This window comes from Limnohabitans sp. (genome assembly GCF_044373035.1).
Taxonomy (GTDB): domain Bacteria; phylum Pseudomonadota; class Gammaproteobacteria; order Burkholderiales; family Burkholderiaceae_C; genus Limnohabitans_A.
Window position 1 is genome coordinate 1 of sequence record NZ_JBILQU010000045.1, and the last position, 22,094, is coordinate 22,094.

Annotated in this window: 19 protein-coding genes; 9 read left to right on the forward strand and 10 right to left on the reverse strand. The window is 61.0% G+C overall.

What is annotated here, in order from left to right:
• The 5 genes from ACIQ47_RS08660 to ACIQ47_RS08680 all read right to left on the reverse strand — a co-directional run.
• A partial coding sequence (locus tag ACIQ47_RS08660; RefSeq protein WP_396437749.1) for an adenosine deaminase occupies positions 1–543 on the reverse strand: 543 nt, incomplete at its 3' end.
• A gap of 2 nt (positions 544–545) precedes the next feature.
• Positions 546–779, reverse strand: a complete 234-nt coding sequence (locus ACIQ47_RS08665) for a hypothetical protein (protein ID WP_396437750.1) — start codon at positions 777–779, stop codon at positions 546–548.
• Positions 780–806: 27 nt separating this feature from the next.
• A complete protein-coding gene (locus ACIQ47_RS08670; RefSeq protein ID WP_396437751.1) occupies positions 807–2,090 on the reverse strand; it encodes a malonyl-CoA decarboxylase in 1,284 nt (427 codons plus the stop codon).
• Positions 2,091–2,173: 83 nt separating this feature from the next.
• Positions 2,174–3,400, reverse strand: a complete 1,227-nt coding sequence (locus tag ACIQ47_RS08675; protein WP_396437752.1) for a benzoate/H(+) symporter BenE family transporter — start codon at positions 3,398–3,400, stop codon at positions 2,174–2,176.
• 33 nt (positions 3,401–3,433) lie between these two features.
• Entirely contained in the window at positions 3,434–4,234 is an 801-nt protein-coding gene (locus ACIQ47_RS08680; protein WP_396437753.1) for an IclR family transcriptional regulator, read from the reverse strand.
• 112 nt (positions 4,235–4,346) lie between these two features.
• On the opposite strand from ACIQ47_RS08680, the gene ACIQ47_RS08685 reads away from it, so the two are divergent.
• From ACIQ47_RS08685 to ACIQ47_RS08705, 5 genes are read left to right on the forward strand one after another with little or no spacing between them, the layout of a single operon-like run.
• Positions 4,347–5,789, forward strand: a complete 1,443-nt coding sequence (locus ACIQ47_RS08685) for a carotenoid oxygenase family protein (protein WP_396437754.1) — start codon at positions 4,347–4,349, stop codon at positions 5,787–5,789.
• A gap of 2 nt (positions 5,790–5,791) precedes the next feature.
• Positions 5,792–7,540: a class I adenylate-forming enzyme family protein gene (locus tag ACIQ47_RS08690; protein ID WP_396437755.1), complete on the forward strand. Its 1,749-nt coding sequence runs from the start codon at positions 5,792–5,794 to the stop codon at positions 7,538–7,540.
• Entirely contained in the window at positions 7,537–8,232 is a 696-nt protein-coding gene (locus ACIQ47_RS08695; protein ID WP_396437756.1) for an alpha/beta fold hydrolase, read from the forward strand. The genes ACIQ47_RS08690 and ACIQ47_RS08695 overlap by 4 nt, the downstream gene beginning before the upstream one ends.
• Positions 8,233–8,260: 28 nt before the next feature.
• Positions 8,261–9,238 carry a Bug family tripartite tricarboxylate transporter substrate binding protein gene (locus tag ACIQ47_RS08700; RefSeq protein WP_396437757.1) on the forward strand — a complete coding sequence of 326 codons (978 nt, stop codon included), beginning with the start codon at positions 8,261–8,263 and terminating at the stop codon, positions 9,236–9,238.
• Between the two features lie 25 nt (positions 9,239–9,263).
• Positions 9,264–10,721 carry a carotenoid oxygenase family protein gene (locus tag ACIQ47_RS08705; protein WP_396437758.1) on the forward strand — a complete coding sequence of 486 codons (1,458 nt, stop codon included), beginning with the start codon at positions 9,264–9,266 and terminating at the stop codon, positions 10,719–10,721.
• Between the two features lie 82 nt (positions 10,722–10,803).
• On the opposite strand, the gene ACIQ47_RS08710 is transcribed toward ACIQ47_RS08705, so the two are convergent.
• From ACIQ47_RS08710 to ACIQ47_RS08730, 5 genes are read right to left on the reverse strand one after another with little or no spacing between them, the layout of a single operon-like run.
• Entirely contained in the window at positions 10,804–11,937 is a 1,134-nt protein-coding gene (locus ACIQ47_RS08710) for a BMP family ABC transporter substrate-binding protein (protein WP_396437759.1), read from the reverse strand.
• 45 nt (positions 11,938–11,982) lie between these two features.
• Positions 11,983–12,903, reverse strand: a complete 921-nt coding sequence (locus tag ACIQ47_RS08715) for an ABC transporter permease (protein WP_396437760.1) — start codon at positions 12,901–12,903, stop codon at positions 11,983–11,985.
• Positions 12,903–13,991: an ABC transporter permease gene (locus ACIQ47_RS08720; RefSeq protein WP_396437761.1), complete on the reverse strand. Its 1,089-nt coding sequence runs from the start codon at positions 13,989–13,991 to the stop codon at positions 12,903–12,905. Before ACIQ47_RS08720 ends, ACIQ47_RS08715 begins: the two co-directional genes overlap by 1 nt.
• Positions 13,978–15,528 (reverse strand): ABC transporter ATP-binding protein, encoded by a 1,551-nt coding sequence (locus ACIQ47_RS08725; RefSeq protein ID WP_396437762.1) that lies wholly within the window; start codon positions 15,526–15,528, stop codon positions 13,978–13,980. The genes ACIQ47_RS08720 and ACIQ47_RS08725 overlap by 14 nt, the downstream gene beginning before the upstream one ends.
• Positions 15,525–16,487: a LysR family transcriptional regulator gene (locus tag ACIQ47_RS08730; protein WP_396437763.1), complete on the reverse strand. Its 963-nt coding sequence runs from the start codon at positions 16,485–16,487 to the stop codon at positions 15,525–15,527. The genes ACIQ47_RS08725 and ACIQ47_RS08730 overlap by 4 nt, the downstream gene beginning before the upstream one ends.
• A 91-nt stretch (positions 16,488–16,578) precedes the next feature.
• Between ACIQ47_RS08730 and xdhA the strand changes: the two genes are divergently transcribed.
• From xdhA to ACIQ47_RS08750, 4 genes are all read left to right on the forward strand, one after another.
• Positions 16,579–18,069, forward strand: a complete 1,491-nt coding sequence (gene xdhA, locus ACIQ47_RS08735) for a xanthine dehydrogenase small subunit (protein ID WP_396437764.1) — start codon at positions 16,579–16,581, stop codon at positions 18,067–18,069.
• A complete protein-coding gene (gene xdhB / locus ACIQ47_RS08740; RefSeq protein ID WP_396437765.1) occupies positions 18,066–20,375 on the forward strand; it encodes a xanthine dehydrogenase molybdopterin binding subunit in 2,310 nt (769 codons plus the stop codon). Before xdhA ends, xdhB begins: the two co-directional genes overlap by 4 nt.
• Positions 20,376–20,431: 56 nt before the next feature.
• Positions 20,432–21,766, forward strand: coding sequence for a guanine deaminase (guaD, locus tag ACIQ47_RS08745; protein ID WP_396437766.1), 1,335 nt, complete (start codon positions 20,432–20,434; stop codon positions 21,764–21,766).
• A gap of 105 nt (positions 21,767–21,871) precedes the next feature.
• On the forward strand, positions 21,872–22,094 hold a 223-nt coding region (locus ACIQ47_RS08750; protein WP_396437767.1), incomplete at its 3' end, for an oxidoreductase-like domain-containing protein.

The following is a 22,094-nucleotide window of genomic DNA, read 5'->3' on the forward strand; positions in this document are numbered from 1 at the left end:
CAGCTCGCTCGAATCCAGCCCCACGCCGATGAAGTGTTCGCGCCAGGGCATGGCTTCTTCGAGTGTGGCCAAAGCGTCGTCTTCAGGCAGGTGGCGCAAGAAACACAAGATCAAATCGGCGCTGATGTTCAGTCGTGTGCGCGCATCGCGGCAGGCGCGGCTCAGGCCTTCGATGACCGCGCCCATGGCCACGCCGCGTGCGGTGTGGGTTTGCGGGTCAAAGAACAACTCAGCACGCACCACATGGTCGGCGGCGGCTTTTTCAAAATAGGCCCAGGCCATGTCGTAAAAATCTTGCTCGTGCAGCAGCACGCTGGCCCCGGCGTAATACAGGTCCAGAAAACTTTGCAGGTTGGTAAAGGCATAAGCGCTGCGCAAGGCGGCCACATCGGCAAAGGGAAGCTGCACACCATTGCGCTTGGCCAGCGCAAAAATCAGCTCGGGTTCGAGCGAGCCTTCGATGTGGATGTGCAGCTCGGCCTTGGGCATGACCCGCAACAACTCGGGCAGACGCTCTGGGGGGATGGCGTGGACTTTGAACATGGTCAATCCTTAAAAAATTGGGCTCGAACAATGGCTTCGTCGAGCCGATCAAAGCGCGTGTTGTGCAGGTGCGTCAAAGGCCCATGGCCCGGCATGACTTGGCCTGCAGGGCCATAGCCCACCGCCTTGAACTTCCATTGGCCATTGACCCACTTGAAGTTGCCCACATGCAGGCCCGATGGGTCGTGCAAGGCGCAGACACCCTCGGTCTGTGGCGTTAAAAGGCTGGGGGGCATATGCGGCTTTCGGGTGACAGGGTGTGCTCAGACCAGCTTTTCAACACCACGCGCAAAGCTCACCGTTTTGTGACTGAACGCCTCGTGCTGCTCTTCGACTTTGCCCAGTTCGTACAGGTAGTTGACCATCATGCCGCCCGATTGTTGCAGGCCTTTTTTGGAGAGGTCGGCCGCCCAGTTGATCTGGTGCAAGGTGGCCCCATTGCTGAGATGAAACTTGCCCACTGCATCACCCCGATCCAGAGGAGTTTTGTGCATCAGGTACAAGGCGCACAGGCGCAACAGCGCGGCTTTTTCGGTGTCTTCGCAGCGATCCGGGTGCCAACCCGTCTTGAGGCGCTCGGCCCACACCATGCCCCCGACCGACAGGCTTTTTTGCGCCTCTTGCCATTTGCGCAACTGCACAGAGCTGAGCTTGTCCTCGGGCAAGGGCGCACCCGCGTCCAACCACTGGGTAAAGCCCGGGATGGGCGACAGGGTGCAAAAGGTTTTGAGAGAAGGCATTTCTTCAATCAGTTTTTGCGCCACCCGCTTGATCAGAAAATTGCCCAACGACACGCCCTTGAGGCCTGGCTGGCAATTGCTGATGGAATAAAAAATCGCCGACTTGAAGCTTTTGGCATCGCCCACCGGGGCCAGTTTGTTGATCAGACCACCAATGTCCTTGGCAATACCCGGCACCAAGGCCACCTCGACAAAAATCAGCGGCTCGCCAGGCAACTGCGGGTGAAAAAATGCAAAACAACGCCGGTCAGGCTGCAAGCGACGGCGCAAGTCATCCCAGCCGTCGATGGCATGCACCGATTCGTGCGCGATGATTTTTTCGAGCAGCTGGGCAGGCGAGTTCCAAGTGATTTGGTGCAACTCCAAAAAGCCCGGGTTGAACCAGGAGCTGAGCAAATGGTGCATGTCCGCGTCAGTGGCCCGAAAAGCCGGATGGTCCTTGAGATAGGACAGCAGCGTCTGGCGCATTTTCAAAATCGTGGCCGTGCCAGCAGGCGCCCGGTTCACCCGCCGCAGCAACTCCTGCCGGGGCGGCTCCACGGTCTGAAACAAATGGATCAAGCTGGCCTCGTTGCGCTCGTTGTTGTAGCGGTTGGCCGCATCCACCACCAGGGCCGGGTCGGGGTTGAACTGGCTGGACAAAAAATGGAAGAAGTCGATCTGGCTGCGCTTGTCCAGATGCTCGTAATGGTCGATCAGTTTGATGGCCATGCTTTGCGCATTGGCCTCACCCCGGGCACTGAGGAGTTTTTTGGCACTCAGCTTGGCGGCATCAAGTTTCTTGTTTTGAATGAAGCGTTCCAGCATGACGGCCCTTCAAGGTGCGGTGAATGAAATCGGTGGGCATGGCCCTTTCAACGCCAGCTTACACGCTGGCCAGATGCCTGACATCAAGCCTTTTGAAAGTCACCCCGTTCCATCCACCACGACACCGCAAACCCGACCACCAAACCCCAGAAGGCCGCGCCGATGTTGAACAGGCCGATATCGGCCACCGTGACCAGCAGGCTGACCAAAGCGCCCAGTGAGAACTTGCCCGCACCAAACGAGGCCACAAACGCGCCTTGCAGCACCCGCAACATGGCCAGACCACCCAGCACCATGATGAATTCTTTGGGTGCGGCCAGCATCAAGCCGGTGAAGGTGGGCGCCATCAGGCCGAACAGCAATGCCAAGACACCAAACAACAACGCGCCGATGTAGTGGCGATGCTTGTCGCCCGACGAGGTGAGCAAGCCATTGGTCGGCCCAGTCAGGCAGGTGCTGACCGCGCCAAACACCGCGCTCACCGCCGCGCCCACACCGCAGGCCACGGCGATCGCGTTCACGGGTGGCTCGTGCCCCGCGTTTTTGAGCACCGCCACACCCTGCCCGTTTTGCACCACCAGCACCGTGATGGCCAGCGGCACCACCAACTCCAACATGGCAGCAAACGACCAGACTGGCGCTTGAATGACCGGCTGCGCCAAACTCAACTGCCCCACGGCCGAGGCGTCCAGCCTGCCCGACAGCGCCACGGCCAAAGCCCCCACCAACAAAGCCCCAATAACGGGCGGCAGGCGCTTGCCCCAATCGGCTTTGGCCGAGAGCAACAAAAACACGGCCACCATCGGGGCCGCAATGGCCACATCGCTTTGCAGCGCCCGCACGATATCGAGGCCAAAGCGCAAAAACACCCCGGCCACCATGCCCATGACGATGGGCATGGGCAAAGCCGCCATCAAGCGTTTGGCCCAACCACTCAAGCCCAACACCAGCACCAAAGCACTGGTCACATAAAAGGCACCGATCACCTCGGGAAAGGTCAGGTGCTGCAAGGCCGGGCCGACCAGCACAGAGCCCGGAATCGTCCAGCCAAACGCCAGCGGCGTGGTATAGCGCCAACTCATGAACAAGGTGACCAGGCCGTTGACAAAGAACACCCCGAACACCCAGGACGCCAGCTCTTGGGGCGACAAGCCACCCCGGGTGCCCACCGCCAAGATCACCGCCACTGGGCCGGTGGCCGCAAAAATGAAGCCGATCAGCGCATTGGCCGCATATGTGCTGCCAATGTCAGTCAGGATTTGCCGCCAGGAACGTTGGGGCAACAGGGGTTTTTCAAGTTGATTCAGCAAAGACCATTTCCTTCAAAATAAGCCGCAATGGACTCAAGTCAGTTGACGCACCACGGCTTGCAATTGCGGCGCAATGTGCTGACGCAACCAGTTTTCATCGAGTTCACGCCCCTGAAAAGAGCAGTTGATGGCGGCCAATTCCCCACGGTTGATGCGCCCCAAAGGCACAGCCACAGCTTGCACATCGGCAAACACCTCGCCCACCGACACACAGCAACCATAACGGGGATATTGCTGCAAATTTTCCATGAGTTTGCCACCGTAACGCTGCCAGTCCTGTGGGCTCTTGACCTGGATCTGGTTGAGCAAGGCCTCGCGCTCAGGCGGGCGGCAAGACATCAAGTAAGCACGGCCAATGGCCGTGCCTGCCATGGAGTGGCTGGTGCCCACCTCCAGCGGATAAATCCGTTTATTGAACGAGCGCACCGCCTCGATGTAAACAATCGTCAAACGGTCCCGAATGCCCATGGAAATGGACCCACCCGTCGCTTCGGCCAACTCCAACATCAAGGGCCGCGCTTGTCGGCGCAGGGTGAACTGCGACAACAAGGGATAGCCCAGAGAAATCACGGCCGATCCCAATTGGTATTTGCCGTAATGTTCGGTTTGTGAAAGGTAGCCCATGCACATGAGGGTGTAGGTCAAGCGGGAGACCGTGGCGGCTGGCAAACCCAGTTTTTGCACCAAATCCTTGTTACCCAAAACCGGCTGCTCAGGCGAAAAACACCGCAGCAACTCCATGCCTCTGGCCAAGGTCGTGGCAAATTGTTTGTCACCGGCGTACTCCTGCAAGCTCGCGGGAACGCGGTGGATGGCGGTTTCAGAATTCAACATAGCAGAATAATATTCAATATATCGAAATTTGACAAGGATCAAAAACAGCAACTCACTAGACTTGAGCGTTGAAAAAGGCCCTCCCCTCGACGGGGCTCACAGGAGACAAAGCGTGCAATTGAATGATTTGCCGGTGCACGACATTCCGGCACTCGATGGCAACAACGGCCCCATCCACCAGGAGGACGTGTTCACCGACCTGCAGGTCATTGGCAAGGTGCCCACGGACCTCAATGGCTTGTATGTGCGCAATGGCCCCAACGCTTACTACCCGCCCGACTGGCGGTACCACGCCTATGACGGCGATGGCATGTTGCATGCCGTGCGCTTCGAAAATGGCCAGGTGACCTACCGAAACCGCTGGGTTCAAACTGCGGCCCTGCAGGAAGAGCAAGCTGCCGGGCATGCGTTGTGGAGGGGCCTGAAAGAACCCTGGCGCAAAGACCGTCCCGACGAACCTCAAAAAAACACCGCCAACACCGATGTGAAATACCACGCGGGTCGGCTGATCAGCATGTGGTACCGCTCGGGCATGCCCTATGCCGTCGATCCTGACACGCTTGAAACCCTGGGCAAAGCCGACTTTGATGGCGCGGTCAGCCGCATCTCTGCGCATTCCAGGCCCGATGAGCACACCGGAGAGTTGCTGTTTTTTGACTACAGCCTTCAAGCGCCCTTCATGCAATACGGTGTGATCGGACCTGACCGGCAGCTCAAGCACAAGATCGATGTCGACCTGCCGGGTCCGAGCTTGCCGCATGACATGGCGATCACCGAGCACTACACCATCTTGCATGACTTTCCGCTTCGCCCCGACCCCGAGGCCCTGCAGGCGGGTCGATACAAAGTGCGCTTTGATGCCACCCAACCCTCGCGCTTTGGCGTGCTGCCGCGCTTTGGCCAAGCCCATGAAATTCGGTGGTTTCTGGCCAAGCCAACCTACATGCTGCATGTGGTCAATGCATGGGAAGAAGGCGATGAAGTGGTCATGGTCGGCACACCCTATCGACTGCATGAAGATGAGAATGGTCAGCCCGATGGACGTCGACTGGAAAAAACCATCCATCTGCGCCAGCGCGATTTCATGCTGTACGAATGGCGCTTCAACCTGGTCACGGGCAAAACACATGAGCGTGTGATCGATGACGTGCTCAACACCGAGTTTCCGGTCATCAACAGCCTCTACCAAGGGCGCAAGAACCGGTACTCCTACAACATCATCTTCCCTCTTGGCGGCAAAGAGGAGCCGCGCTTTCCGGGTCTGGTCAAGTACGACTTGAGCACAGGGGGCTATTTGGCCTACAGCGCGGGGCCCAAGTACTTCTACAACGAACCCGGCTTTGCGCCGCGTGACAACGCGCAATCCGAAGACGACGGATATTTGGTGGTCCCAGTCTGGAACCCGGACGAGCAACGCTCTGAAATCCAGGTTTTCGATTGCAAAGGCGCACGCATCGCCGAAGGCCCCGTGGCCCGCATCCTCTTGCCTCGGCGCATGCCCCATGGTTTTCACGCCACATTTGTCAGTCAAAGCACACTGAACCGCTGGAAATAAACATGATTTTGGTGTCACCCGAAAAAATCAAAACCTATGTCGAACAGGGTTGGTGGACCGAAGAAACCATGGGCGAGCTGTTCATCAAGACGACCGAACTGCAAGCCCAGGATATGGCGGTCGTTGACCCCCCGAACCGTCGCAGCATCAGCGGCGACGATCCCCAAAGCTGGACATGGGCGCAGTTGCTGACGCAAGTCGGGCGCTTTTGCGCCTTGTTTCACTTGCAAGGGCTGCGCAAGGACGACGTCATCGTCATGCAACTGCCCAACTGCGTGGAAATGCATGCCATTTACTTGGCGTGCGCCATCAATGGCATCGTGGTCTCACCCGTGCCTGTGCAGTACCGCACCCATGAACTGACCCATGTTTTCGCCATCACGCAAGCCAAGCTGGCCATCACCACCCGGCACATTGGCAACTACCCGTCGGCCCAGCAATGGGCCATGCACGCCCCACTCTTTGAAGGCCTGCAGCACATCTGGTCGCTGGGTCAGGACCTGCCAGATGGCGTGACGAGCCTGTCCCAGTTGCTGGCCGATGCGCCGACCTGGAGCGCCCAGCAATTGCGCCAGCACAGCCATGACATGGGCGTCACCGCCCACGATGTGCTCACGATCTGCTGGACCTCCGGTACAGAAGCGCGCGCCAAGGGTGTGCCCAGGAATCACAACGAATGGTTGATCGCTGGACAATCGGTCAGCCAAGCTGGGCAATTGCAACGGGGTGCCCAATTGCTGATTCCGTTCCCCTTCGTCAACATGGCAGGGGTGTCTTCCAGTCTGGCCGCTTGGCTGGTCGTGGGTGGCACCTTGCACCACCATCACCCCTTTGACATGGAAGTGTTTGTGGCGCAATTGCGCGCCCATCCCATGGACTACAGCGTGACAGCGCCTGCCGTGCTGAACATGCTGCTCAAGCAACCCGAAAAAATGCAAGGCGCGGACTTGAGCCGACTCAAAAGCGTGGGCTCGGGTGGTGGTCCTCTGTCCGAATGGATGATGGAAGAAATGAAGACCCAGTTCGACATCGAAGTGGTCAATTATTTCGGCTCCAATGAAGGCGCAGCCTTGAGTTCATGCCCTCTGGACATGCCAGAACGCAGTCAACGCGCCCTGTATTTCCCCCGCATGGGCGTGCCTGGCTTCAATTGGAAAATGTCTGTGGCCCAAAAAATTCAGACACGGCTGGTCGACATCGACACAGGCGAGGACATCCTGAGCAAAGGGCGCGTTGGCGAATTGCGCTTCAAAGGCCCCACCATCTTCAGCGGCTATTACAAAGCCCCCGAACTCACCGCGCGGGCCTTTGACGAACAAGGCTATTACTGCACCGGCGATCTGTTTGAAATTGAGGGCGATGAACTGCAGTTCTACCGCTTTTGCGGACGACAAAAAGACATCGTGATCCGAGGCGGCATGAACATCTCTTCGGAAGAAATCGAAGGCCTGCTCATGAGCCACCCCAAAGTGCGCGACAGTGCGGTCATCGGCTTGCCCGATCCGGTCATGGGCGAGCGGGTTTGTGCGGTGGTGGTGGCACAGCCGGATCAGGACATCTGCTTGCAGGATTTGGTCGATTACCTGAAAAATGTCAAAGAAGTGGCCTCCTTCAAATGGCCCGAGAAAATGATCCTGCTTGACGAACTGCCCCGCAATCCGGTCGGCAAAGTCTTGAAACGGGAATTGCGTGCCTTGGTGGCCTCTGGCAACCTGCCACAAACCTTAGCCTCCAACGAGGTCACCTCATGAAGCCGGTCTTGTTGCTGATCCCCGGCATGCTCAACGATGCCAGCGTCTGGGACGATGTACTGCCTTGTCTGCCGGGCGGCTGGACAGTGCGCATCGCCAACGTGCAAACCCAGGAAAGCATTGCCGAGATGGCCCACGATGCCTGGCGGCTGCTGCAAGATATTCCACTGAACGCCCCGGTGATGGTGGCGGGTTTTTCTTTGGGTGGTTATGTCGCCATTGAGATGCTGGCTCAGCAGCCAAGGCCTCTTTCTGCGGCAGCCTTGATGTCAACCTCTGCGCTGCCCGAGTCCGAGGAAAGTCGGGCTGTCCGTGAAAAAACCATGTTGGCCATGCAGGCCAATTTTCCCAAAGTGGTGGAGGGCATCGTGAAGTTTGGCACCCACGAAGCCGGCGAAGCCGTTCAGGAACGCTTGCGGCAGATGTTGTTGTCGGTGGGTTGCGAAACCGCCCTGCGCCAGACTCGGGCCATCATGGGCCGAGCCGATCACCGAGAGGCGCTGTCCCGCCTCAGTTTGCCCGTGGCGCTTTTGTGTGGCGAACATGACCGCGTGACACCACCGCAGCTGACCCAGCAACTGGCGCAGTGTATTCCCCATGCCCAGACTTGCATCATCCCCCAAAGCGGTCACATGCTGCCCGTACAACAAGCACCCGCGGTCGCCAAAGTCCTGGCGTCCCTCCTCCACTGAAGACATCCATCCACCTTGAGAGAATCCTATGCACAAACGCTCAACTCTTTTCACCCTGGCAGCATTCCTGTTCGCGGGCACAGCCCTTGCACAAGCCCCCAATTTTCCTGAACGCCCCATCCGTGTGGTCGTGCCGTTTGCACCGGGCAACACCCTGGACAACGCCTTAAGACAGGTGGCTGAAGAGTTCAAAAAGAATACCGGCCAACCCATTGTGGTGGACAACAAGCCCGGGGGGTCCGGGATCATTGCCGCTCAGAACGTGATGCAGGCCGCACCCGATGGTTACACGCTGCTCCTGTCCAACACCAGCATGATGACCATCAACCCCTACACCTTTGCCAAATTGCCTTACGACCCGGAAAAAAGCTACAAACCAGTCACCGGCTTCTTGGGGGCATCGCTGGTCCTGGCCGTGAATGCGGCCAATGTGCCTGCCAACAACGTCAAGGAATTCGTGGCTTGGGCCAAAACCCAAAGTGGTGGGGTCTCTTATGCCTCGTTCACTGCCGGCAACTCCTCGCACTTTGCCGGGGTGATCATGAACCAGCGCACCGGCATGAACATGGTGCATGTGCCCTTCAACGGCACACCACCGGCCGTGCAGAACTTGCTGGGGGGTCAGGTGCAGGCCGCCTTTTTGCCCCTGATGGCTGTCAAGTCTCATGTGGAATCGGGCAAGATCAAAGTCCTGGCACTGACCAGTCCACAGCGCTCGCCCCTGTTGCCCAATGTGGCCACATTCACCGAACAAGGTCTGCCTGATCTGGAAATCTACATCTGGTCGGGCTTGTCTGCACCTGCAGGCACACCCGATGCCATCATCAGCAAACTGCAAGCCGAATTCTCGAAAGTCCTCAAATCACAGACCATCATCGAAAAATGGCGCGCCATCGATTTCGAACCTTTGCCCTTCACCTCGGCAGAGTTCCAGACCTTCACCCGCAACGATGCCAAGCGTTGGCAAGAAGCCGTGAAAATTTCAGGATTCAAGGCCAGCGAATAACGCGCGCCCAGCCTGAACAAAGCCCATGACCACCCAGCTCGTTGACGAAATTCACCCCAGCTTGGTGCCCAACGGGCACCCCTTGATGACGGGCCCGTTTCGGCCCAACTACCAAGAGCTCAATGCGAGCGACATGCAGGTCATTGGCGAGATCCCCAAGCGCCTGAACGGGGTGTATCTGCGCAACACGCAAAATCCGGTACACCAGCCGCTGGGCACCTACCACCTGTTCGATGGCGATGGCATGCTGCACATGATGCGTTTTGAGCATGGCCGCTGCGAATACCGCAACCGCTTCATCCGCACACAAGCCTTCCAGGAAGAACAAGCCGCAGGGCAGGCCTTGTATGCCGGGCTGATCGACAAACCCTCGCTGGCTTTGCGCCCGGGGTGGGGCGCTCGTGGTGGCTTGCGCGACAGCTCGGCCACCGACGTGATCGTGCATGCGGGCATGGCGCTGACCACCTTTTACCAATGCGGCGAGCCTTATCGGCTCGATGCGCGCACACTCGAGTTCAAAGGCGTGGACGACTGGGGCCACCAAGTCCTGCCCGATGGCGGCATCAGCGCCCACCCCAAAGTTTGCCCCCGGACTGGCGATTTGCTGTTTTTCAACTACAGCAAACAAGCGCCCTACATGCATTACGGCGAGGTCGACCGCCACAACCAGTTGGTGCACTATGTGCCGGTGCCCCTGCCAGGCCCGCGTTTGCCCCATGACATGGTGTTCACCGAACACTTTGCCATCCTCAACGACTTCCCCCTGCACTGGGACGAAAATTTGCTGCCACAGGGCAAACACAAGCTGCGCTACTTTGAGCAGCAGCCTTCTCGATTTGCCGTGGTGCCCAGGCGTGGCACACCCCAGACCGGCATCCGCTGGTTTGAAGCCAGCCCCACCTATGTGCTGCACTGGCTGAACGCCTGGGAAGAAGGCGACGAGATCGTGCTGCATGGCTACCACCAGAAAACCCCCATGCCCAAGGCAGGCTACGACAACTCGGGCAACACCTTGGGGCCCGAACGCTACGGCCCCACCTTGTACGAATGGCGGCTGAACCTGCGCACCGGGCAAAGTTCAGAAAGAAGGCTGGATGAAAGGCATCTGGAATTCGGCATGATCAATGCCGCTTATTGGGGCCAGCCTTACCGCTATGCCTACAACATGATCGCGCACCCGGGCTCGTTTTTGTTCGATGGCATCTTGCGCTACGACCACACCACTGGGCTGTCGCAAACCTATCTGTTCGGCGAGGGCCGCTTTGGCAGCGAGTCCCCCATGGCCCCCTGTCACGATGCCCAAAGCGAAGACGACGGCTATGTGGTGAGCTTTGTGACCGACATGAACACCGATCAGTCGGAATGCGTGGTGCTCGATGCGCAGCACATTGATGCCGGCCCGGTGGCGCGCATCATCTTGCCGCACCGCATCAGCAGCGGCACCCATGCCTGCTGGGCCGATGCGCGTGAATTGAATCCTTGATGCGCTGAACCGGTTCCAACAAAAAAGGCTGTCCATGGACAGCCTTTTTTAACTGCGGCCCAAAAGCCGCTCAGCACACCCATCACTTGCCTGGGATCTTGCCTTCCACGCCCTTGACGTAGAACATCACGCCGCCCAAGAACTTGTCGTCGGCGACCGCGTCTTTGGCCAGCATTTCCTTACCGGCCTGGTCCACGATCGGGCCCTTCCAGATGGAGAATGTGCCGTCTTTCAGACCGGCTTTGATCTCGGCGATGCGCTTTTTGGTGTCTTCTGGCACGTCAGCGGCCACGTTGACCATCTCGATCGCGCCTTCTTTCACGCCCCACCAGCTCGAACCGGTGCTCCACTTGCCTTCCAGGGCTTCACCCACGGCCTTGACGTAGTAGGGGCCCCAGTTGATCACGGCCGAGCCCAAGTGGGCTTTGGGGCCGTAGGCGGTCATGTCCGAATCCCAGCCAAAGCCACGCTTGCCCATTTTTTCGGCGGTCTGCAGCACAGCCGACGAGTCGGTGTTTTGCATCAGCACGTCCGCGCCGCCGTTGATCAGCGAGGTGGCGGCTTCGGACTCTTTCGGTGGGTTGAACCACTCATTGACCCAGACCACTTTGGTCTTGATTTTGGGGTTCACCGACTGCGCGCCCATGGTGTAGCTGTTGATGTTGCGAATCACCTCGGGGATTGGGATGGAAGCCACCACGCCCAAAACGTTGGTCTTGGTCATCTTGCCGGCAATCACGCCAGCCATGTAAGCGCCTTCGTAGGTGCGGCTGTCGTAAGTGCGCATGTTCTCGGCGGTTTTGTAGCCGGTGGCATGCTCAAACTTGACGCCCTTGTTGTCCGCAGCGACTTTGAGCATGGGCTCCATGTAGCCGAACGTGGTGCCAAAAATCAGCTTGTTGCCTTGGGCCGCCATGTCGCGGATCACGCGCTCGGCATCAGCGCTTTCTGGCACTTTTTCAACGAAGGTGGTGACCACTTTGTCGCCGAAGGCTTTTTCGATTTCTTTGCGACCGTTGTCGTGCGCAAAAGTCCAGCCGCCGTCGCCCACAGGGCCGACATAGGCAAACGCGATCTTCAAAGGCTCAGGCTTGGCCGCAGCGGGTGCTTCAGCTTTGGGAGCTTCTTCTTTTTTGCCACAGCCGACCAGTGCGGCGGCGGCCACAGCGGTCAGGGCCACCATCTTGACGATGGAGCGCTTGGAGAGGTCTGTCATGTCATGTCCTTTGGAACAGGGTTACGGGGGGTTGAAAAAAAGCAATTATGAACCGGGATAAAAGGGCTTGCCCAGCGAGGCTGGCATGTTCACGCGAATCCAGGTGGGGTTGCGCGAGATCAGGGCCAGCACCACGATGGTGGCGATGTAGGGCAGCGCCGTGAGCAACTGGCTGGGCACTTGCACGCCCACGCCCTGCAAATGGAACTGCAGCATGGTCACGCCACCAAACAGGTAAGCCCCAAGCAATACACGTGCCGGACGCCAGGTGGCAAAGGTGGTCAAAGCCAAGGCGATCCAGCCCTTGCCCGCCACCATGCCTTCGACCCACAGCGGGGTGTAGATCACCGAGATGTAGGCACCGGCCAAACCACACAAAGCGCCCCCGGCCACCACCGCCGCCAAACGGATGCGGCGCACCGGGTAGCCCAAAGCGTGCGCCGAAGCGGGCGACTCGCCCACGGCGCGCAGCACCAAACCGGTGCGGCTTTTGTACAGGAACCAAATCAGGGCCAAAACCAGCGCCATCGCCCCATAAACGAGCGGGTGCTGCTTGAACAATGCAGGCCCCACCAGCGGGATGTCGGCCAGATAAGGCACCGCAAAATGGGACCGATCGGGCAGCTTTTCCTTCACATAACCAATGCCCACAAAGGCCGAAAAACCCACGCCAAACAAACTCAACGCCAGCCCGGTGGCGTACTGGTTGGTGTTCAGCCAAATCACCAGCACCCCAAAAATGGCCGCCAGCACCGCGCCCGCGCCCATGCCCGCCGCAAAACCCAGCCAGTCGTTGCCGGTGTGCACCACGGCCGCAAAACCGGCAATCGCCGCGCACAGCATCAGGCCCTCAGCGCCCAGGTTCACCACACCGGCTTTTTCATTGATCAGCAAACCCAAAGCGGCAATGGCCAGCACCGTACCCGCATTCAGGGTGGCGGCGATCAGCAATGCATACGACTCCATCACACGCCCCCTTTCTTGGGCGCTGACGCATTGGCAGCCACCCAGCGCAAGCGGTAGGCCACCAGCGTGTCACACGCCAACAAACAAAACAGCAGCAAGCCCTGGAACACGCCGGTGATCGACTTGGGCAGCCCCAGGCGCGATTGGGCCAACTCGCCGCCGATGTAGAACATGCTCATCAGCACCGCCGACAGCACCATGCCCGCCGGGTGCAAGCGCCCGACAAAGGCCACGATGATCGCGGCAAACCCGTAGCCCGCAGGCACATAGGGCGTCAGTTGCCCGATGGGGCCCGCCACTTCCAAAGCGCCCGCCAAACCTGCCGCACCGCCTGAGGTGAGCAAGGCCACCCACAGCGCCTTGCGCGAAGAAAAGCCGGCATAGCGCGCCGCCGCCGGGGCCAGCCCGCCCACCTGCTGGGCAAACCCGGCACGGGTGCGAAACAAGAACACCCACAACAAGCCCGCGCCCACCAGCGCCATCAACAAGCCCACGCTGACGCGCGAGCCGTCCATCAAACGCGGGATCTGCGTCACCGCCTCGAAGGTTTTGGTCTGCGGAAAGTTAAATCCCGCCGGGTCTTTCCAGGGGCCATAGACCAAATAGCCCAGCACCATGTCGGCCACATACACCAGCATCAGGCTGACCAGGATTTCGTTGGCGTTGAAGCGGTCGCGCAGCAACGCCGTGAGGCCCGCCCACAACATGCCCCCCAGCACGCCCGCCAGCAACACGGCCAGCACGATCCAGCGGCCCGTGTCTTTGTCGGCCAACAGCGCCATGCCCCCGGCGCACACCGCGCCAATCACAAACTGCCCCTCAGCCCCGATGTTCCACACGTTGGACCGGAAGCACACCGACAAACCCAGCGCAATGATCAGCAAAGGCGTGGCCTTGACCATCAACTCGCCCAAGGCATAGCCACTTTTGATGGGCTCCCAAAAGAACATTTGCAGTCCGCGCACCGGGTCTTTGCCCAGCGCCATGAACAGCGCCACACCCAGCAGCACCGTCAGCACCAGCGCCAGCACGGGCGAGGCATAAGTCCACAGCCGCGAGGCCTGGGGCCGCATTTCAAGCTTGAGCATGCTGCGCCTCCTGTGCTTTGGCAGCGGCGTCGGGCCACAGGCCACTCATCCACTCGCCAATGCGTTCTACCGTGGCCTCGGCCCGTACCACCGAGGGCGATAAACGCCCCTTGGCGATCACATGCAATCGGTCAGACAGCTCAAACAATTCTTCCAACTCCTCACTCACCACCAACACGGCACAACCCGCGTCGCGCAGCGCCAAAATCTCGGCGCGAATCTGCGCCGCCGCGCCCACGTCCACGCCCCAAGTGGGTTGCGAGACGATGAGCAGCTTCGGGGTCGCGCTGATCTCGCGCCCCACAATGAACTTTTGCAAATTGCCACCGGACAGCGACTGCGCTGCGGCATCCGGGCCAGACGCCTTGACCTTGAAGCGCTCAATGACGCTGCGGGCCTGATCGGCCAGCGCGCCCATGCGCACCCAGCCGCCCGCGCCGACGGCCTCGCTGCGCGTGAGCAGCAGGTTTTGCGACAAGCTGAGCGAGGGCACAGCGCCCCGGCCCAGCCGCTCCTCGGGCACAAAATGCAGGCCCATCTGCCTGCGCGGCACCGGCCCCAGGGCCGCCACCGGCAGGCCCAACAAGCTCACGCTGGCCGCGCCGCACTGCACGCCCGCGCGGGTGTCTTCCCCCGACAAGGCCCACATCAATTCTTTCTGGCCGTTGCCCGACACGCCCGCCAGGCCCACCACCTCACCCGCACGCACCTGCAAATCAATGCCGTCCAGGTCCACCCCAAACGGGTCTTGGCGCGTCAAGCTCAAACCTTTGACCGACAAAACCACCGCACCCGGCTCACGCGCCACATGCTGCAAAGCCGGGGGCTCGGCCCCAATCATCAAACGGCTGAGACTGGCGTTGGACTCTTCACGCGGATCGCACACGCCCGTCAGCTTGCCGCCGCGCAGCACGGTGCAAGCGCTGCACAGCGCCCGAATCTCATGCAGCTTGTGCGAGATGTACAAAATGCTGACGCCCTGGCTGACCAGCTTGTGCAGCACCACAAATAACTTTTCCACCGCTTGAGGCGTCAGCACCGAAGTCGGCTCGTCCAAAATCAACAACTTGGGCTCGGTCAACAAGGCGCGGATGATTTCCACCCGCTGCATCTCGCCCACACTCAAGGTGTGCACCGGGCGCTCGGGCTCCAGGTCCAAGCCGTACTCGCTGGCCTTGGCCACGATGCGCTCGGTCACCTCGGCCAAGCTCAGGGTTTTGTCCAGCCCCAGCCAGACGTTTTCGGCCACGGTGAGCGTGTCAAACAGGCTGAAGTGCTGAAACACCATGCTGATGCCCAGCTTGCGCGCTTCTTGCGGGTTGCGGATGCTGACCGGCTGGCCCTTGAAAAACACCTGGCCCTCGTCGGGCTTGACCGAGCCGTAGATGATTTTCATCAGCGTGGACTTGCCCGCGCCGTTTTCGCCCAGCACGGCGTGGGCCTGGCCCGGCATCACGGTCAACGACACGTCCTGGTTGGCCACCACGCCGGGGTAGCGCTTGGTGATGCCTTGCAAAGACAAGAGGGGGGTGGTCATGACGGGTTGGAGTTTTGGGGATGGGGCAATTGGGAAGCGCTGATTTTCACCTGTTCCCGCAACCATTTGGCTGCGGCCGAGCTGTGGCTGCGTTCGTGCCACAGCTGGTAATAAACCATCTTGGGAAACGGCACCGGGCAAGGCAGCAGGGCCAAGCCGCCCTGCGATTCAGCGCCTTGCAAAAAGCGCTGACAGTACTGGCGGCCGGTGGTCAGCACAAGCAAACTCGATGCCACCATGCGCGGCATCAAACCAAAGTGGGCGCAACGCGCGGTGATGTGGCGCGACAGGTTCAGCCGGTCCAGGTGTTCATCAATCACGCCGCGCCAACCGGGGTAAGCCGGGGTGGGCGCAATGTGCTCGCAGGCCAGCCAGTCGCTCTGCGTCCAGCCACGGCGCACTGCCGGGTGCTTGCTGCTGACCAGGCACATCACATCGTCTTCAAACAACTGGGCGCGGTGCAGCTCTTCGCTGGGCTGGGCCCAGTTGCCAATGACCACGTCGATCAGGCCCTGGCCCAGGTCGTGTGCGTATTGGGCTTGGCCCGACAGCGCATGCACCTCGACCCCGCAACCGGGCGCGAGTGATTTGATGCGCGCCATGAGCGCGGGCAAAAAAAGCGGGTCCAGCGTGTCGCTGGCCGCAATGCGAAAGGTCTCGCAGGCATGGGCCGGATCGAACGCCCGGGCTGGCGAAAACAGGCTCTCGGCCGATTGCAGGATCTGCGACACCGGCCCCAGCATCTGCAAGCCCACATCGGTGGGCACCATGCCGGTGCCAGTGCGCACCAAAATCGGGTCACCCGTCAACTCGCGCAGGCGCTTGAGCGCCACGGACACGGCGGGCTGCTGCTGGCCCAGTCGCATGGCGGTTTTGGAGACACTGCGTTCGATGAGCAAGGTGTGAAGGGTCCGAATGAGTTGAAGATCGATCTTGTCGAAAAGATGCGGCTGCTTCATATGGTTTTTCAGATAAGCGTTATAGCGATTGGCCCATAGGAGAACCCCGGGTTTATCCTAGGATCATTCGATCCTCAAAGACACATCGGCCATGTCAAAAACGCTTGTCTCCCCTCTGAAATCTGTGCCGCTGCAGCCCAGCCCTTTGCGGTTCTGGCATCGCGGTCAAGTGATGATTCCGGGCAATGTACCACCAGACCGCACTCTGCTGGACCTGTTGCGCGAAGACCTGCGCCTGACGGCCACCAAAGAAGGCTGCGCGGCAGGCGACTGCGGGGCTTGCACCGTGGTGGTGGCCGAGGCGGTGGACGGACGCTTGCAGTACCGCGCCATCAACAGCTGCATCAAACCCGCACACGCCATCGACGGCCTGGCGCTGTGGACCGCCGCCGACCTGGCCCAGCATGATGGAACGTTGCACCCGGTGCAGCAAGCCATGCTGGCGTGCCACGGCTCGCAATGCGGTTTTTGCACACCGGGTTTTGTGATGAGCCTGTTTGCGCTGTACCAGCGCACGGTGGCGCGGGGGCAAGCCGTGGACCAACACAGCGCCATGGAGGCCTTGTCGGGCAACCTGTGCCGCTGCACCGGCTACCGGCCCATCGTGCAGGCCGCTTGCAGCTTGCGCGCAGAGCCTGCGCAAGCTGTGGACGAAAAACCCATCGTGGCAGCGTTGCAGCAGCTGGCCGCCACCGAAAAGACGAATGGCGCTTACCTGCACCCCAGCACCCTGAGCGCTTTGTTGCAGGCCCGTGCACGCCTGCCCCAAGCGCAATTGATCGCCGGGGCGACCGATGCCGGGCTGTGGATCACCCAAGGCTTGCGGCGTTTTGAGCAGGTCATTGACCTGACCCGCGTGGCCAAGCTTCGCCGGGTAGAAACCTACCCGCACCACATCGCCATCGGTGCGGCGGTGAATTTGCAAGACGCATTTGAAGCGCTGGCCGCAGACCGGCCGGTGATCGCGCCCTTTGGCGAGCGCTTTGCAGGATGGCCGGTGCGCCAGTCGGGCACGCTGGGCGGCAACGTGGCCAACGGCTCACCGATTGGCGACAGCATGCCCTTGCTCATCGCCTTGGGCGCACAGGTCGTTTTGATGGCGTGGCGCAAGGGCAAAGCCGTGCACCGCCATGTGCCCTTAGACCGGTTCTACACGGGCTACCGCCAAAGCCTGCTGGCCCCGGACGAGGTGTTGGCTTGGGTGGTGGTGCCCCGCCCTGCCCCCGGCGAATGGTTGGGTGCTTACAAAGTGTCCAAGCGGCAAGAAGACGACATCTCGGCCGTGTGTTTGGCGGTGCAACTGCACATCGACGGCGGTCGCGTTCGCGCGGTGCGCATCGGCGCGGGTGGCGTGGCGGCCACGCCGGCGCGTGCCGTCAAGGCCGAAGCTTCGTTGATCGGCCAGCCTTGGAACGAAGCCACTCTGGCTGCGGCACAACAAGCCATCGCGCAAGAGTTTTCACCGCTGAGCGACTTGCGCGCCAGCGCCGATTACCGCCGCCAGATTTTGGGGCAGCTCTTGCAGCGCGCCTGGCTGGAAAGTACTGGGCACCCCACCGTTCGACTGGAGGCACTCGCATGAAAACGCCTTCCACCACAGCCCCAGACAGCAGCACCCACCGTTTTCACGAAAGCGCCACCGCACAGGTGCAAGGCCGCGCCAGCTACATCGACGATCTGCCCTTGGTCGAGGGCACGCTGCACGCCGCGCCCTTGATGAGCCCGGTCGCCAACGCGCAGCTGCTCAACATGGACCTGAGCGCCACCCTCGCCTCGCCCGGTGTGAGCGGGGTGGTCACCACAGAGGACATCCCCGGTGATGCGGTGCTGGCCACCTTTGTGCACGACGAGCCCATCTTTGCCGGGCTGCAGCTCATGCATGTGGGCCAGGTGATGGGCTTGGTGGTGGGCCACAGCCACACACAAGCACGGCAGGCCGCACGCCGGATGAAATTGCAAACGAAGAACGGCACGCCCTTGCTGCACGCCCGCGATGCGATGCAAGCTGGCAGCTTTGTGCTGCCCAAAGTCACGGTGCAACGAGGTGACGCCGCTGCGGCCTTGAGCGCCGCACCGCACCAATTGCAAGGCTCGCTAGAGATCGGCGGGCAAGAACACTTTTATCTGGAAAGCCAGATCGCCTACGCCATTCCGCAAGACAACGGCCACTGGCTGATCCACAGCGGCACGCAGCACCCGGGCGAGGTGCAGCACTGGGTGGCGCACGCGCTGCACATCCCGCTGTCGCAGGTGCGGGTGGTGTGTCGGCGCATGGGCGGCGGCTTTGGTGGCAAAGAAACCCAAGCCGGGCATTTGGCAGTGTGGGCGGCGCTGGCCGCACACAAGTTTGGGCGGCCGGTGAAGATGCGGCTGGACAGGGGCGACGACATCCTGATCACCGGCAAGCGACACCCCTTCAGCCACGAATGGCAAGTTGGCTTTGACGCGCAGGGCCGTGTGTTGGGCCTCGATTCGGTGCAACTGGTGCACTGCGGCCACAGCGCCGACCTGAGCGGCCCGGTGGCCGACCGCGCGATCTTTCACACCGACAACGCTTACTTCTTGAGCGACCTGCACATCACTTCGCACCGCTGCAAAACCCACACCCAAAGCCACACCGCGTTTCGCGGCTTTGGCGGACCGCAAGGCGTGCTCTTGATCGAGACCGTCATGGGCGACATCGCCCGGCACTTGGGGCTGGATGCGCTCGATGTGCGCTTGGCCAACCTGTACGGCGTGGCGGATGGTGAAAACAAGCGCGACACCACGCCTTACGGCATGAAGGTCGAAGACAACATCCTGCACCCGTTGATGACGCAACTGGCCGAGCGCTGCAACTACCGCGCCCGCCGCCGCGCCATCAGCGACTGGAACGAGCAGCACACGGTCATCAAAAAAGGCCTGGCGCTCACGCCGGTCAAGTTCGGCATCAGCTTCACCGCCACGCAGTTCAACCAAGCCGGGGCCGTGGTCTCGGTCTACACCGACGGGAGCGTGCGCGTGAACCACGGCGGCACCGAAATGGGCCAGGGCCTGCACACCAAGGTGTGCGGCTTGGTAGCCCGCGTGTTGGGCCTGCCCGCAGGCCAAGTGCAAGCCAGCGCCAGCGACACCGACCAAGTGGCCAACGCCAGCGCCACCGCTGCATCCAGCGGCACCGACCTGAACGGCCGCGCTGCCGAAAACGCCGCGCTGCAGGTGCGCCAGAACATCGCCGCCTGCATCGCCAAAGCCGACGGTTGCAGCGCCGAGGCTGTGCGTTTTGAAGGCGGCGAAGTCATCACAACCACGCGCCAGCGCAGCTTCACCGACGCCGTGCAACACGCCTATGGCCAGCGCGTGCAGTTGTGGAGCGACGGTTTTTACGCCACGCCCAAAATCCACTACGACCGCACCACGCTGACCGGCAGGCCGTTTTATTACTTCGCCTACGGCGCGGCCTGCAGCGAAGTGGCCATCGACACGCTCACGGGCGAGTACCGCGTGCTGCGCACCGACATCCTGCACGACGTGGGGCATTCGCTGCACCCCGAGATCGACATCGGCCAGATCGAAGGCGGCTTCGCCCAAGGCCTAGGCTGGCTCACCACCGAAGAGCTGGTCTGGAACGCCAAGGGCGAATTGCTGACCAAGGGCGCGAGCACCTACAAAATCCCGACTGCCGCCGACATGCCCGCGCAGCTCAACATCTCGCTTTGGCACGAAGCCAACCGCGAAGACACGGTGGGCGGCAGCAAAGCTGTGGGCGAGCCGCCCTTCATGCTGGCCATCAGCGTGCTCGAAGCCCTGCGCGACGCGATCGCCTCCACCCACCCCGGTCACGCCCCCATCCGCTTGGACACCCCCGCCACCCCCGAGCGCGTGCTGAACGCTATCCTTGCGCGATGACGGCTTCTTTTAATTGGGGTCAGATCCCAATTTATTTGACTTGAATTGATCCACCGATGACGGCCCTTCCCTCTGTTTCTCATTTACAAGTCTGGCGCGCTGGCCTGCTGTGGTTTCCTGACCCACAAAGCCCCAAGCTCCAGCACGAAACCGACGGCCTCTTGGTCACCGCCCGCGAAGCCGACGGCATCGTGCGCATCCAGGCGATAGGTGCTTACCGTGACCTGGCCCCGCAATACCCCGACCTGCATGTCACCCACTGGCCTGGCCTGTGCATCGCGCCAGGTTTTGTCGATCTGCACATCCACTACCCGCAAACCGATGTGATCGGCTCGCCCGCCGACGGCCTGCTTCCCTGGCTGGAGCACTACACCTTTCCACACGAAAAGCAGTTTTCAGAGCCCGCCTACGCCCATGAAGTGACCGCATTTTTCATGGACGAACTGATGCGCCACGGCGTGACCACCGCCCTGTGCTTCGCCACCGCCCACCCCGAATCGGTCGATGTGTTCATGGCCGAGGCGCTAAAACGCCGTCTGCGCATGGTCACCGGCAAAGTGCTGCAAGACCGCCACAGCCCCGACGGCCTGCGCGACACCGACACCAACTTGAGCCTGCGCCAGACCGAAGCCCTGATTCGCCGCTGGCACGGCGTGGACCGCCTGGGCTACGCCATCACACCACGCTTTGCCCCCACCAGCACGCAGGCCCAGCTGCACGGCGCGGGCGAGATCGCGCAGCAGTTTCCGGATGTATGGATTCAATCGCATGTGGCCGAAAGCCTGGATGAAATCCGCTGGGTGCACGAACTGTTTCCCGATGCGCGCAGCTACCTGGATGTGTACGACCGCGCAGGGCTCTTGCGCCAGCGCTCGGTGTACGCCCACTGCATCTACCTGGATGAAACCGACCGCCGCCGCATGGCCGAAGTCGGTGCAACGGCTGCCGTCAGCCCCACCAGCAACCTGTTTTTGGGCAGCGGCTTTTTTGACTACACCGCGTCAGACGAGGCAGGTCTGCGCTACGGATTGGCCAGCGATGTGGGCGGCGGCACCAGTTTCAGCCCCTTTCACACCATGCATGCGGCCTACACCGTGGCGCGGCAAAGTGTGGGGCGTCCGGGCATCAGCCTGTCTCCAGAACACCTGTGGTGGCAACACACGGCGGGCGCTGCCGATGCGCTCGACCTGAGCGGGAAAGTGGGCAACCTGCTGCCCGGCTGCGAAGCCGACTTTGTGGTGCTCAACCCCCAAGCCACGCCGCTGCTGGCGCGCCGAACCGCACAAACCGAGACGCTGGCCGAATGGCTGTTTGCGCTGATCGTGCTGGGCGATGAACGCTTGATTGCGCACACGGTGGTGCAGGGGCAGCCCGTGAGCATCAACCAGTAGGTCGGCGGCTTCAGCCCCGACAAAAATACGCGTCACGGCTTGCCACGTCGGGGCTGAAGCCACCGACCTACAAAAAACCAAGCATGAGCTGACCGACAATTGGGCATGACCTCGAACGAAGAGCACCCCATCATCGACCCCTACCCCTCCCAGCGCGCTTCTGTGCGCCGGGGCATTGCGCAATTCCAGGAACGCCTGCAAGCTGCAGGCCACGACTTCCGCGAACCGCCACCCGAGCCCACCTCGTGCTGCGGGCGTGGATGCAACGGTTGTGTGTGGGAAAGCTACGACGCGGCGCTGCTGTTTTGGTATGAAGACGCTGGGGTTT